This window comes from Pseudomonas sp. KBS0710 (genome assembly GCF_005938045.2).
Taxonomy (GTDB): Bacteria; Pseudomonadota; Gammaproteobacteria; order Pseudomonadales; family Pseudomonadaceae; genus Aquipseudomonas.
The window spans coordinates 4,513,792-4,526,777 of sequence record NZ_VCCF02000001.1 but is presented as its reverse complement, the minus strand read 5'-3'; the positions used below and the strand labels follow the sequence as shown (position 1 = coordinate 4,526,777).

Genomic DNA, 12,986 nt, shown 5'->3' with positions numbered 1-12,986 from the left:
GCTCGCGAAGGCGGTGTGTCAGTCGCTGAATGCATCGACTGACCACCTTATTCGCGAGCAAGCCCGCTCCCACATGGGCCTTGTTTCAGCAGTGGTAGCTATGTAGGGCTTAGTGCTGCAGGATTTTCTCAAGGAAGTGCTGCGCGCGTTCGGAGCGGGCGCTGATGTCACCGAAGAACTCCTCTTTCGGGCAGTCTTCGATGATCTTGCCGGCGTCCATGAAAATCACGCGGTCGGCCACTTTGCGCGCGAAGCCCATTTCGTGGGTCACGCACATCATGGTCATGCCTTCGTGGGCCAGTTGCACCATCACGTCGAGCACTTCGTTGACCATCTCCGGGTCGAGCGCCGAGGTCGGTTCGTCGAACAGCATGACGATCGGGTCCATGGCCAGGGCGCGGGCGATGGCCACACGTTGTTGCTGGCCACCGGACAGTTGGCCCGGGTGCTTGTGGGCGTGCGCCGACAGGCCCACACGTTCAAGCAACTGCAGGCCTTTTTTGGTGGCTTCTTCCTTGCTGCGGCCCAATACCTTGATCTGCGCGATGGTCAGGTTTTCGGTGATGGTCAGGTGCGGGAACAGCTCGAAGTGCTGGAACACCATGCCCACGCGCGAGCGCAGTTTGGGCAGGTTGGTCTTCGGGTCGGCAATGGAGGTGCCGTCGACCACGATGTCGCCCTTCTGGAACGGTTCCAGCGCGTTGACGCACTTGATCAGGGTGGATTTACCCGAGCCGGACGGCCCGCACACCACGATCACTTCGCCTTTTTTGACATCAGTGCTGCAATCGGTCAGCACCTGGAAGTCGCCATACCACTTGTTGATGTTCTTGATAGAGATCATACGGCAAACCTTTTTTGCAGACGCTTGACCAGCAGCGAGGCGGAAAAGCTGATGATGAAGTAGACGACACCGGCAAAGATCAGGAACTCATTGGAGCGGCCGATGATGTCGCCGTTGGAGCGGGCGGAGTTGAGGAAGTCCACCAGGCCCACGGTGTAGACCAGCGAGGTGTCCTGGAACAGGATGATCGACTGTTGCAGCAGCAACGGGGTCATCTTGCGGAACGCCTGGGGCAGGATGATCAGACGCATGGTCTGGCCATAGGTCATACCCATCGCCTGGGCTGCGCCCATCTGGCCCTTGGGGATCGACTGCACGCCGGCCCGCACGATTTCACAGAAATACGCGGCTTCGAACATCATGAAGGCCACGACGCAGGAGGTGAACGCGCCGATCGGGGTGTCTTCGCCGGTGATCCAGCGCAACACGAACGGCACCGCCAGGTAGAACCAGGTGATCACCAGCAGCAGCGGGATCGAGCGGAAGTAGTTCACGTAGGCACCGGCCAGGCGTGACAGCAGTTTGCTCGACGACAGGCGCATCAGCGCCAGGACCGTACCCAACGCGATGCCGCCGACCACGCCCATGACCATCAACTGCAAGGTCATGACCATGCCGTTCCACAGGCCCGGGATGGCGGGGATGATACCGCTGAAATCGAAGTCCATTATTTACCCCCCACGGAGATCAGGCCGGGCACCGCGACTTTCTTCTCGATCACGCGCATCAGCAACATCAGGCTCATGTTCAAGGTGAAGTAGATCAGCGTGGCCAGGGTGAAGGCTTCAAACAGGTTGGCCGAAAACTCGGCGGTCTGTTTGGTTTGCGCCAGCAGTTCCATCAAACCGATCAAGGACGCCACGGAGGAGTTCTTGAACACGTTGAGGAATTCCGAGGTAAGCGGCGGAATGATGATGCGGTAGGCCTGGGGCAGCAGCACGTTCCAGTAGATCTGCGGCAGCTTGAAGCCCATGGCACGCGCAGCAGCCTCTTGGCCACGTGGCAGCGCCTGGATGCCGGTACGCACTTGTTCGCACACACGGGCGGCGGTGAACAGGCCCAGGCACACGACAACGCTCAGGTAGGCCGAGGTGGTCGGGTTGAGGTCTTGTTTGTACCAGTCCTGCAGGTTCTGCGGCAGCATATCGGGCACCAGGAAGTACCAGATAAACAGCTGCACCAGCAGCGGCACGTTACGAAACAGTTCCACGTAGCAGGTCGCGATGCCCGCTACGATTCGGTTTGGCACGGTGCGCATGACCCCCAGAATGGAGCCAAGCAACAAGGCGATAATCCATGCCACGACAGCGATGGCGATGGTCCAGCCCAAACCTGCGATGTACCAGTCGAGATAAGTCTCGCTGCCAACGCCGGTGGACTTGAAGAACACGCCCCAGTCCCAGTTGTAATTCATTAGGGTCTCCCCTCGAGATCGATCGATGTACAAGCACCCGCTTGGGGAAGATCCTTTCCCGCCTGACGGTGAACGCCAGGCACACGCGATCGGCTCGAAAACCGCCAGGTCGAGTGTTCCACATTAAAGCCAGCAGGTAGTAACAGACGCCTGAGGGAGGGTTGGCTCCCTCAGGACATAAGCTTAGTCAGGTATCAGATTTTTACGTCAGGGGCTGGCTTGTCGCTTGGGTTAGCGATCAGCTCCTTAACCTTTTCGCTCATCGGGAAGTTCAGGTTCAGGCCTTTTGGTGGGATCGGGCTCTCGAACCACTTGCTGTAGATCTTGTTGATTTCGCCGGATTTGTACAGGGCGACGATGGCGTCATCCACGGCTTTCTTGAAGGCCGGGTCGTCTTTACGCACCATGCACGCGTAGGCTTCGAAGGACTGTGGAGTACCGGTGATGACCCAGTCGTCCGGCTTCTTGGCCTTGGCTTCTTCGCCGGCCAGCAGGGCGTCGTCCATCATGAACGCAACGGCACGGCCGCTTTCGAGCATCTGGAAGGATTCGCCGTGGTCTTTGGCGGAGATGACGTTCATGCCCATCTGCTTGTCGGCGTTCATCGCTTTGATGATGCGCTCGGACGTGGTGCCGGCGGTGGTCACGACGTTTTTGCCTTTCAGGTCGGCAAAGTCAGCGTAGGTTGGCTTGCCATCCTTGTCCTTCTTGACCAGCAGACGGGTGCCGATTTCGAAGATGTTGACGGTGAAATCAACTTGCTGGGCGCGTTCGGCGTTGTTGGTAGTGGAGCCGCACTCAAGGTCCGCAGTGCCGTTCTGGATCAGCGGGATACGAGTCTGCGAAGTCACCAGGTTGTACTTGGCCTTCAGATCGGGCTTGTTCAGGTCTTTTTTCAGGGCTTCAACCACAGCCAACTGAACGTCGTGGGAGTAGCCCACGGGTTTGCCCGAGCCATCCGCGATGTAGGAAAACGGAATGGAGCTGTCGCGGTGAGCGAGGGTGATGGTGCCGGAGTCGTTGATTTTCTTCAGTGTGCCGGTGAGTTCGGCGGCGAAAACTGGAGTGCTGATCAGAGCAGCAGCGATAGCTGCGCCCAGGATATGGGGAACGATGCGCATCAATACTTCCTCGACATTTGTTTTTTTTATGAAGCCTGCTAAGCGGCTCTCTTTGTACTGCGAATGCCCATGACGGCTCCTAAGGCGCCTCAGGCAATCGTCAGGGAGTGTAGAGCATGAGTCGTGCCATACCGCAAATAAAAGGTTATTTGATTGATTTATAAGGAGATTAACTTTGTGTTACGAGGGATTTGTAACACTTCGGTCCGGCAAACCGAATGGGGTGGGTTGTGGCGTTCGGAAAACCGAATGCTCAGCACGGTATTCCCAGCAGGGCTTTGTGGGAGCTGGCTTGCCTGCGATGGCATCAACCGGGTTTGCCTGATGTACCGAGTTGCCTGCATCGCAGGCAAGCCAGTTCCCACACAAGCCAGCTCCCACAGGGGAAGGTGCAGGTTTTAGAAGGTGTAGTCCGCCGACACCACCGCCGCACGCCCATCACCCGGCACTGCCCAACCGTTGTTACGGATGCGCGTCAGGTATTCCTTATCGAACAGGTTGTTGACGTTCAACTGCAGGTTCAGCTGTTTGTTGACCTTGTAACCGAGCATCGCACGCTGTACCGCGTAGCCAGGCGCAGTCGGTGCCCCGGCGGCGCTGACCAGGTACTGCTTGGATTGCGCGGTGATGCCGTAGCCCACTTGGAAGTCATACGGCAGGTCGTACACCGTCCACAGGCTGGCCGCGTGTTTTGGCGTGAACGGTAGCGGTTCACCTTTCTGCGCGTCGAAGCCGGTACTTGCCAGGGTGAAGTCGCTGGCGCTGCGCAATACGCGGGTGTCGAGGTAGGTGTAGTTGGCGAAGACCTTCCACTTGTCCGTGATCGCGCCGCTCAGGCCCAGCGCAACGCCGTCCGCACGTGCCTTACCGTCGAGCGATTGCGTGCCGCTCAGGTTGGTTGGGTCATTGCTGGCGACTTTGTAGTTGGTGCGGTCATTGCGAAAGACTGCGCCAGTGATCGACAGGGCGTTGTCGAAGAAGTCCCACTTGGTGCCAATCTCATAGCTGACCGCGGTTTCCGGGGAGACGTTGCAGTTGTTGATGGCCGCCGTGTTGTTCTTGGCCGGGGTGTAGCAGCTGCCGTTGACGCTGGCCTGGGACGGCGTCTTGCTGTTGCCGTAGGCGATGTAGATGCTGCCGTTTTCGGCCGGCTTGTACACCAGCGCCAGGCGATAGGACGTCAGGTCATCCGCTTGGCCGAAGCGCCCGCCAGGGGTTTCCACGCCGGTGCTGGAGTAGGCGTTGGTCACCGAACTGCCGGCGTTGTGCTCGTAGCGCAGGCCGCCGTTGATTTCCCATTGCGGGTTGAGCTTGAGCGTGTCGAAGGCATAGGCGGCGCGGTTGTTAAGCGCACCGTCGATATGCGCGGCGCGGGTGAAATTGACCGGGCCGGTCCACTCCGAGTTCGGGTCGCTGAAGCTGACCGGTGGCGGCACGATGGTGCTGCCGTTGGCGTTGGTCAGCCATTTGCCGGTGTCCGCCTCGTATTCCTCGCGGCTGATGGCGATGCCGGTGACCAATGTGTGCTCGACGAAACCGGTGCTGAAGTGGCTGGTCACGTCAGTCTGGTTGGTGAACATTTTGTTCTGGGTGTTGCGCTCGTTACCCAGCGAGCCGCCGCTTGGCTGGAAGTAGCCGGGTTTGAGCGCGCCCGTGCACGGGGCGCCGGTGATCTGGGTGCCGGTGGCCAGGCAGCCAGCCTGGGCGCCTTCGGGGCCGGAGGCGCGCAGGTCTTGGCGCACGCGCTCGACGCGGGTGAAGTTGCGCACCGAGACGGCGTCGTTGAAGTCGTGCTCGAGCTTCAAGCTGAACGCGTCCGAGGTGATTTGCTGGTCATTGATGTTGTGGTAGCCGTAGTAGTCGCTCCAGCCCACGCCCGGCATCGGTTTGCCGTTGTAGATAGGGATGCCGTATTGCGGCGTGTTGTCGTCTTTCTGATGCTCATAACTGACGGTGACGCGCGTCGGCGTGCCCAGGCCGAAGGCAATAGAGGGCGCGATGCCCCAGCGCGAGTAATCTTCATAATCGCGGCCCGGCACGTCGTTACCATGGGCCATCAGGTTCAACCGGAAGGCAGTGGTGTCGTTGAGTTGCTGGTTGGTGTCCAGGGTGAGGCGCTTGTAGCTATCGGTGCCGATACCGGCGCTGATCGTGGTTTTATCGCGTAGCTCAGGCTGCTTGGTCACCAGGTTGATGGTGCCGCCGACTGCACCGGAACCCGAATACACCGAGCTTGCGCCGCTGACCACTTCGACCTGTTCCAGGTTGAACGGGTCGGTGCGGCTGTATTGCGCGCTGTCGCGCACGCCGTCGACGTAGATGTCGCCGCTGGCCGAGAAGCCGCGCAGGTTGATGCTGTCGCCATAACCGCTGCCGCCTTCGCCGGCCCCAAAAGTGATGCCGGGCACGGTGCTGAGCACATCGCGCAGGGTCAGCAGGTTCTGGTCATGAATGACTTCCTTGGGCACCACCGTGATGGTCTGCGGCGTATCGGGCAGCAACTCGGTGTACTTGGGGGATGAGGGCGCGGCGGGGTTGTAAGTGCTCTGGCTCGGCGCCTGACCTTCGATACTGGTCGCGCCGAGCTGGATTACGCCCGTGCCGTCATCTGCTGCAGTCTGCGCCGCATAACTGAATCCTCCCTGCGCAGCCGCTGCCAAACCCACTGCCGACGCGAGCAAATGCCGCGATGAAAGGGGGGCAGAACTGATCCCGGTAGCCATTGATTATTCTCGTGTGGGTGAAAGTGAGAGGCGATCGTAATTGATAAAGGATCTCAAATGTAATAGTTTGTAACGAAATAATTCATGAAACTTTTGCGGTCCTGGATCGCGGTGTAGGGCAGCTATGCAAAGCGACGCAGCGGATATCGGTGAAAACCCACGCGCCTATGCACGTTGGGTCATGCATACCGCGCGACTGGGCGATGCCGACGCGCAGGCGACGTTGGCGCAGCTGTTGCTCGACGGCCGTGGCGTGCAGAAGGATGAGGCGCTGGCACTGAGCTGGTTTCGTATCGCCGCACGCCAGCGTCACCCCATGGCGATCAACATGATCGGGCGTTGCCTGGAGAACGGCTGGGGCTGCGCCATCGATCTGGCGGATGCCGCGCAGCATTACCGACAGGCCGCCGGCCTGGGCCTGGATTGGGGGTTGTACAACTACGCGCAATTGCTCACCGGCGGGCGCGGTGTAGCGCGTGACCTGGGCGCGGCGTATGCGCTGTTTGCGCAGGCGGCGGATAAGGGTCACGCCAAGTCGATGAACCTGCTGGGGCGTTTCCACCATGAAGGTGTGGTAGTGCCCAAGGATCTGCGCCTGGCCAAAGCGTGGTATCAGCGCGCGGCGCAGGCCGGGGATTTTCGCGGGCAGTACAACCATGCTGCGGAGTTGTTGGCAGAGGGCGATGAAGCCCAAGCCTGCGTATGGCTTGAGCGTGCGCTGGCGACGGCGACGCCGGGGTTTCTGCAGGCGGCTTATCCGGTGCTGCAGGGCTCGGCCTTCAGCGCGATTCGAGACATGGGCCTGCGTTATCAGCGCCAGGCACTCGCGACATAAAAAAAGCCCCTGGACCTTGCGGTACAGGGGCTTCTCGTTACGGCCTGCGATCAGGCCGCTTCAATCTTCGCGCGATTTTGCTCAACCTTGGACAGATAGCGCTGCACGTTGTCCTGCTCTTGCGGCGTGGTGAACAAGCCCAGCTTGGTCCGGCGCCACAGCACGTCCTGGGGTTGCGTCACCCATTCTTCGGCGCACAGGTAATCGACTTCGCGGGTGTACAGGCCGCCACCCAGGTGTTCGCCCAAGTCCGCCAACGATTGCACACCTTCGAGCAAGCGCCAGGTACGGCTGCCGTACGTGGTGGACCAACGGCGTGCGATCTCACTTGGTACCCAGTCAAACTTGGCGCGAATCGCTTCGGCCAAGGCTTCTGGCGTAGTCATGTCTTCGCCGCCCGGCAGGCTCGCCGTGGCGGTCCAGCTTGGGCGCATCTGCGTGAAAAACGGCGCCAGTTGCGCCATCGCCGACTCGGCCAGCTTGCGGTAGGTGGTCAACTTGCCACCGAACACCGAAAGGATCGGCGCTTCGCCGTTACCGCCTGACAGCGACAGGGTGTAGTCACGGGTAATGGCCGAGGGGTTGTCCGATTCGTCGTTACACAGTGGGCGCACGCCGGAGTAGGTGTGCACGATGTCGTCGCGGCTCAGTTGCTTTTTGAAGTGCGCGTTGACTACTTTGAGCATGTAGTCGGTTTCACCTTCGGTAATCGCGACCTTCGCCGGGTCACCGGTGTACTCACGGTCGGTGGTGCCGATGATGGTCAGGTGGTTCAGGTACGGAATAGTGAAGACGATACGCTGGTCTTCGTTCTGCAGAATGTGCGCGTGCGCACCTTCGTAGAGTTTCGGCACGATCAGGTGGCTGCCCTGGATCAGGCGGATACCGTAAGGCGAGTGCAGCTTCAGGTCTTCCTTGATGAACTTGGCGACCCACGGGCCGGCGGCATTCACCAAGGCGCGGGCGCGGATCGAGAACAGGCTGCCATCGGCGCGCTCCATGTTCATTTCCCACATGCCGTTGCTGCGATGTGCGCTGATGCAACGGGTCTGGGTGTGGATATGCGCGCCTTTTTCGCGGGCGGCCATGGCATTGAGTACCACCAGGCGGGCGTCATCAACCCAGCAGTCGGAATATTCGAAGCCTTTGGTGATCTCACTTTTCAGCGGGCTGTCGGGGCCGAACTTGAGGCTCTTGGACCCGGCGAGTTTTTCGCGCTTGCCCAAGTGGTCGTACAGGAACAGGCCCGCGCGAATCATCCACGCCGGGCGCAGGTGCGGGCGGTGCGGCAAGACAAAGCGCATCTGCTTGACGATGTGCGGGGCCTTGGCCAGCAGCACTTCACGTTCGGCCAGCGCCTCGCGCACCAGGCGGAATTCGTAATGTTCGAGGTAACGCAGGCCACCGTGGATCAGCTTGCTGCTGGCCGAGGAGGTGTGGCTGGCCAAGTCGTCCTTTTCGCAAAGGAATACCGACAAACCGCGCCCGGCTGCGTCTGCTGCAATGCCGACGCCATTGATCCCGCCGCCAATTACGGCAACGTCATAGACTTCGGCAAGCGGTGGAGCAGGCAAGGTGGAAGGGTTCATCGGCTGGCCTCGCGATCTTTTTCGTCTTGGAATTCGAACATTAATGTTCATTTGCGAAAATGGTAGCTGATAAACGCGCGCACAGCCACCCGACTTCGATTGAAAAAACTCATCGAAGGGCGGGAAAAGGAAGAATTGTGAACATGAGCCTAGGGCAGGCTCGAGAGATGGGGTGTCGGATCTATCGCTATCGCGGGCAAGCCCGGCTCCCACAGTTGACCGGGTTCCAACATGAAAATGCGGTCAACTGTGGGAGCGGGCTTGCCCGCGATGGCGGTGCTACAGGCGCTAAACCACTTCCAGCCGAACCTTGTGCTGATTCAACAACTGCACCAACGCCGGTACCGGCTGCTGATCAGTCACCAAACAGTCCACCAGACTGATCGGCCCCAAACGAATCATGGCATTGCGCCCGAATTTGCTTGAGTCCGCTGCCAGAATTACTTGGCGCGCATTGGCGATGATCGCCTGGGAAACCCTGACTTCCTGGTAATCGAAGTCCAACAAGCTGCCATCTTCATCAATGCCGCTGATGCCTACCAAGGCAAAGTCGACCTTGAACTGGTTGATAAAGTCGACACTCGCCTGGCCCACCACACCGCCGTCACGGCGCACATTGCCGCCGGTCAACAGCACATCGAAGTCGTCCTTGGCACTGAGCATGGTCGCAACGTTGAGGTTGTTGGTGATGATTTTCAGGTGGTTGTGATTGAGCAGCGCACGCGCGATGGATTCGGTGGTGGTGCCGATATTGATAAACAACGAGGCGTGATCAGGGATTTGCGCGGCAATGGCTTCGCCGATGCGTTGTTTTTCGTCACGCATCTGGTCGGCACGCATGGCGTACGCGGTGTTCTCGACACTGGAGTCATAGGCCGCGCCGCCGTGGTAGCGGCGCAGCAGATTGGCGTCCGCCAGCTGGTTGATATCGCGGCGGATGGTTTGCGGGGTGACAACGAATAGCTGCGCCATCTCCTCGATACTGACGTAGCCGCGTTCGCGCACCAGTTCGAGGATTTGTTGTTGGCGGGGAGGCAGATTCATGGGGCTTCCTTTGGGCTGCCATACAAAAGTGGCCCATGATGCCGCAGCAATCGACTCCCCGCCAGTTACAACCCGATATGGGTCCGGCGGTTGGCTTATTCAGCGCCTTCGTGCGGTTCCCAGTCGCGGGTGCGGCTGACTGCTTTTTGCCAGCCGGCGTAGAGCTTCTCTTTGGCGGCTTCATCAAGCTGTGGTTCGAATTCGCGCTCGATCACGGCCTTGCCACGCAGTTCTTCCAGGCTGCCCCAGAAACCGCAGGCCAGACCCGCCAGGTACGCGGCGCCGAGTGCCGTGGTTTCGCGCATTTGCGGGCGCTCGACCTGGGTGCCGAGGATGTCGGCCTGGAACTGCATCAGGAAGTTGTTGGCCACCGCGCCGCCGTCCACACGCAGGGCTTTGAGGCGTTCGCCAGAGTCCTGTTGCATGGCGTCCAGCACGTCGCGGGTCTGGTAGGCAATCGATTCCAGGGCGGCACGAATAATGTGGTCCACACGCACGCCACGGGTCAGGCCGAACAGCGCGCCACGGGCATACGGGTCCCAGTACGGAGCGCCCAGGCCGGTAAAGGCGGGTACCAGGTACACGCCGTTGCTGTCCTTGACCTTGCCGGCGAAGTATTCGGTGTCGGTGGCGTCGGCGATGATTTTCAGCTCGTCACGCAGCCATTGCACGGTGGAACCACCGTTGAAGACCGCGCCTTCGAGGGCGTAAGCCACTTCGCCACGCGGGCCGCAAGCGATGGTGGTGAGCATGCCGTGCTTGGATTTCACCGCTTTGTCGCCTGTGTTCATCAGCAGGAAGCAACCGGTGCCGTAAGTGTTCTTGGCCTGGCCGGCTTCTACGCACATCTGGCCGAACAGTGCCGCTTGCTGGTCACCGGCAATACCGCCGATGGCGATGCCGCTTTTGGTGCGGCCGTAGATTTGCGAGGAGGATTTAACTTCCGGCAGCATTTCGCGCGGCACGTCGAGAATCTCCAGCATCTTCGCATCCCACTCCAACGAGTGGATGTTGAAGAGCATGGTGCGCGAGGCGTTGGTGTAGTCGGTGACGTGGGTCTTGCCGCCGGTAAATTTCCAGATCAGCCAGCTGTCGATGGTGCCGAACAGCAGTTCGCCGTTGCGCGCACGCTCACGGCTGCCTTCAACGTTGTCGAGGATCCACTTGAGCTTGGTGCCGGAGAAGTACGGGTCGGTGACCAGGCCGGTAGTGTCGCTGATGTATTGCTCGTGGCCGTCGCGCTTGAGTTGCTGGCAGATCTCGGTGCTGCGGCGGCACTGCCACACGATCGCGTTGTAGATCGGGCGGCCGGTGATCTTGTCCCAGACCACGGTGGTTTCACGCTGGTTGGTAATACCGATGGCGGCGACTTGGTCATGGTGCAGGCCGGCTTGTGCCAGGGCCTCGACCATCACCGCGCTTTGGGTGGCGAAGATTTCCATCGGGTCATGTTCGACCCAGCCGGCTTGCGGGTAATGCTGAGCGAATTCACGCTGGGCGGTGCAGACCACGTTGGCGTCACGATCGAAAATGATCGCCCGCGAACTGGTGGTGCCCTGATCAAGGGCAATGATGTAGTTCTTATTCTGAATGTCGGTCATGTCAATTGCCTTGGACGAAATAAGGAAGTCAGAAATCAGCCTGGGCCGCGAAGGGCAGGGGACCAGGCCGGCGCTTTCAGGAAATACGAGTCTTGCCGTTGACAGCCGTGTCAGGTGTTTCTTCAGCTATAGCAGGTGCGGCGCTTGGCAGGTGGCGGGCAATCAGCCCGCGATATGCCGCAGCGCCGAGGCAGGCGCCGACAATCGGCGCGAAAATCGGTACCAGGAAGTAAGGAATATCGCGGCCGCCAGTAAAGGCCATTTCACCCCAGCCGGCGAAAAAGGTCATCAGCTTGGGGCCGAAATCCCGCGCCGGGTTCATCGCAAAGCCGGTCAGCGGGCCCATGGCGCTGCCGATAACCGCAATCAGCAGGCCGATCAACAGCGGGGCCAACGGGCCGCGGGGCAGGCCGTTGTTATCGTCGGTCAGGGCCATGATCACGCCCATCAGGATGGCGGTGATGACCATTTCCACCAGGAATGCCTGGGCCGTGCTCAGCAGGGCGTGCGGGTAGGTGGAGAACACCGACGCCAACTCCAGGCTGGCCTGGGAACCGCGCACCATATGGTGAGTTTGTTCGTAATCGAAAAAGAGGTTGCTGTACAGCGTGTAAACCAATGCCGCCGAGCAGAACGCGCCAGCGATTTGCGCGAGGATATAGAAGGGCAGTTTGCGCTTTTCGAAATCGGCAAAGATGCACAGGGCGATGCTGACCGCCGGGTTGAGGTGCGCCCCGGAAATACCGGCTGTGAGGTAGATCGCCATGCTCACGCCGATCCCCCAGATGATACTGATTTCCCACAGCCCGAAGCTGGCACCCGCGACCTTGAGCGCAGCGACACATCCTGTACCGAAGAAGATCAGAAGCGCAGTCCCCAGGAACTCGGCCATGCATTGGCTCGAAAGTGAAGGCTGTTGAAGAGCAGTAGTCATGGCAAACCTCGATTGTTGTTCTTGTTGGCGCACAACCTCAACGGGCCGTTGCGCGATTTTCACCGTAACCAGGATCCCCATCCTGACTGCAGCTTCCCGCTGGAACACTGGAGTACTATTCCTACAGTATTCGGAAACGAAAAAATATAGACAAGAATGACCGCTGTCAAAGGTCGAAAGTGAACCATTGGTCATTTTCGAACTATTGGTCTGGTGAATGATCACGGGTAGGGCTGCAAGTGCGCATGGCGGGAGGGGCACACTAGAGCGTTTTGCGCGGGCTTGGCCTAGAATTGGCGATCTTTTTGCCGCGCCAGGAGTAGTCATGACCCCCGCACTGGACCTGTTGAAAAAAGTTCGCGCCGAACATCGCGTTCACAGTTACGAGCATGATCCCAAGGCAGCGTCCTATGGCCTGGAGGCCGCGGAAAAATTGGGGCTCGACCCGGCGCAGGTGTTCAAGACCTTGTTGGCCAGCAGTGAGAAAGGCGAATTGCTGGTGGCGGTGGTGCCGGTCGTCGGAAGTCTGGACCTTAAGGCGCTGGCCCATGCGGCCGGGGTTAAAAAAGCCGAGATGGCCGACCCGGCGGCAGCGCAACGCTCTACCGGTTACCTGTTGGGCGGCATCAGCCCGTTGGGGCAGAAGAAGCGTTTGCGCACATTTATCGATGAGACCGCGCAACAGTTTGCGACGATTCATGTGAGTGCCGGCAGAAGGGGATTGGAAGTGGAACTGGCTGCAGCGGTGCTGGCCGAGCATACCCAGGCCAAATTTGCGCCGATTGGGCGGGGCTGAAACTCACGTTTTGAAGATTATGAGATCCAATGTGGGAGCGGGCTTGCTCGCGAATGCGGTGGTTCAGTAATGAATCTGTCAACTG

At 59.7% G+C, this 12,986-nt stretch carries 11 protein-coding genes; 2 read left to right on the top strand and 9 right to left on the bottom strand.

What is annotated here, in order from left to right:
• Positions 1–109: 109 nt before the first annotated feature.
• The 5 genes from FFI16_RS20820 to FFI16_RS20800 form a co-directional block, all read right to left on the bottom strand.
• A complete protein-coding gene (locus FFI16_RS20820; protein ID WP_049709764.1) occupies positions 110–844 on the bottom strand; it encodes an amino acid ABC transporter ATP-binding protein in 735 nt (244 codons plus the stop codon).
• Positions 841–1,512, bottom strand: a complete 672-nt coding sequence (locus FFI16_RS20815; protein ID WP_017137030.1) for an amino acid ABC transporter permease — start codon at positions 1,510–1,512, stop codon at positions 841–843. The genes FFI16_RS20820 and FFI16_RS20815 overlap by 4 nt, the downstream gene beginning before the upstream one ends.
• Positions 1,512–2,258, bottom strand: a complete 747-nt coding sequence (locus tag FFI16_RS20810) for an amino acid ABC transporter permease (protein WP_099548514.1) — start codon at positions 2,256–2,258, stop codon at positions 1,512–1,514. The genes FFI16_RS20815 and FFI16_RS20810 overlap by 1 nt, the downstream gene beginning before the upstream one ends.
• Positions 2,259–2,452: 194 nt before the next feature.
• On the bottom strand, positions 2,453–3,379 hold the full coding sequence (locus FFI16_RS20805) for a glutamate/aspartate ABC transporter substrate-binding protein (RefSeq protein WP_138816611.1): 927 nt from the start codon (positions 3,377–3,379) through the stop codon (positions 2,453–2,455).
• Positions 3,380–3,777: 398 nt separating this feature from the next.
• On the bottom strand, positions 3,778–6,102 hold the full coding sequence (locus tag FFI16_RS20800) for a TonB-dependent siderophore receptor (protein WP_138816609.1): 2,325 nt from the start codon (positions 6,100–6,102) through the stop codon (positions 3,778–3,780).
• A gap of 124 nt (positions 6,103–6,226) precedes the next feature.
• Between FFI16_RS20800 and FFI16_RS20795 the strand changes: the two genes are divergently transcribed.
• The gene (locus tag FFI16_RS20795; RefSeq protein WP_138816607.1) at positions 6,227–6,937 is read left to right on the top strand and encodes a tetratricopeptide repeat protein; all 711 of its coding nucleotides are present in this window, start codon (positions 6,227–6,229) and stop codon (positions 6,935–6,937) included.
• Positions 6,938–6,987: 50 nt separating this feature from the next.
• On the opposite strand, the gene glpD is transcribed toward FFI16_RS20795, so the two are convergent.
• From glpD to FFI16_RS20775, 4 genes are all read right to left on the bottom strand, one after another.
• The gene (gene glpD, locus FFI16_RS20790; protein ID WP_138816605.1) at positions 6,988–8,526 is read right to left on the bottom strand and encodes a glycerol-3-phosphate dehydrogenase; all 1,539 of its coding nucleotides are present in this window, start codon (positions 8,524–8,526) and stop codon (positions 6,988–6,990) included.
• 288 nt (positions 8,527–8,814) lie between these two features.
• The gene (locus FFI16_RS20785) at positions 8,815–9,570 is read right to left on the bottom strand and encodes a DeoR/GlpR family transcriptional regulator (RefSeq protein WP_010212755.1); all 756 of its coding nucleotides are present in this window, start codon (positions 9,568–9,570) and stop codon (positions 8,815–8,817) included.
• Between the two features lie 95 nt (positions 9,571–9,665).
• The gene (gene glpK, locus FFI16_RS20780) at positions 9,666–11,171 is read right to left on the bottom strand and encodes a glycerol kinase GlpK (protein WP_138816603.1); all 1,506 of its coding nucleotides are present in this window, start codon (positions 11,169–11,171) and stop codon (positions 9,666–9,668) included.
• A gap of 76 nt (positions 11,172–11,247) precedes the next feature.
• Positions 11,248–12,105: an MIP/aquaporin family protein gene (locus FFI16_RS20775; protein ID WP_056857650.1), complete on the bottom strand. Its 858-nt coding sequence runs from the start codon at positions 12,103–12,105 to the stop codon at positions 11,248–11,250.
• A gap of 325 nt (positions 12,106–12,430) precedes the next feature.
• On the opposite strand from FFI16_RS20775, the gene ybaK reads away from it, so the two are divergent.
• Positions 12,431–12,901, top strand: coding sequence for a Cys-tRNA(Pro) deacylase (gene ybaK, locus FFI16_RS20770; RefSeq protein ID WP_138816601.1), 471 nt, complete (start codon positions 12,431–12,433; stop codon positions 12,899–12,901).
• Positions 12,902–12,986: the final 85 nt, after the last annotated feature.